General features: G+C 63.7%; 1 protein-coding gene. It reads left to right on the top strand.

Going from position 1 to position 630, the window contains the following annotated elements; all coding sequences use genetic code 11:
- Nucleotides 1–63: 63 nt before the first annotated feature.
- On the top strand, nt 64–630 hold a 567-nt coding region (locus NKH91_RS32280; RefSeq protein WP_352885614.1), incomplete at its 3' end, for a transposase.

The raw sequence follows: 630 nt of genomic DNA on the forward strand, positions 1-630 counted from the left end.
GAAATGACGTAGGATTTGGTTGCTTAAGCCGATCCGAACCATTTCCCGGAGACCACACCCACCATGAACGATCTTGCGCTGCCGCTGAGCGGTTTGTCATCAGTCGGCGGCAAGTCCGTCGTCGCCCGTTTCGACGGCGGCATGCTGTCGTCCAACAGCGGCGTTCTGGCCTTGGCCGAGGTGGAAAAGCGGTTGCGGGTGGCCGAGCGTCTGGCGCGTTGCATCGACGATCCGCGCTGCCCGGATCAGGTCGTCCACAGCCTGGCGGACATGATCGGCTTTCGCATGAAGATGATCGCCGCCGGCTACGAGGACGGCAACGACGCCAACCGGCTGCGCCGCGATCCGGTCTTCAAGATGGCCCAGGATGCGCTGCCGTCGGGTCGGGATCTGGCGTCATCGACGCTGTGCCGGCTGGAGAACCTACCCGGCGTGCGGGAGCTGGTCGCGATGGGACGGGCGATGGTCGATCTCTATTGCGCCTCGTTCCGGCAGGTGCCGAAGCGGATCGTACTCGACATTGACGACACCTTCGACGCTGTGCACGGAGGCCAACAGCTTCGCCTGTTCAATGCCCACCATGACGAGTACGGCTTCCAGCCGATCGTCGTGTTCGATGGTGCGGGACGG

This window comes from Mesorhizobium sp. M0894, assembly GCF_040319725.1.
In the GTDB taxonomy this organism is placed as follows: Bacteria; Pseudomonadota; Alphaproteobacteria; order Rhizobiales; family Rhizobiaceae; genus Mesorhizobium.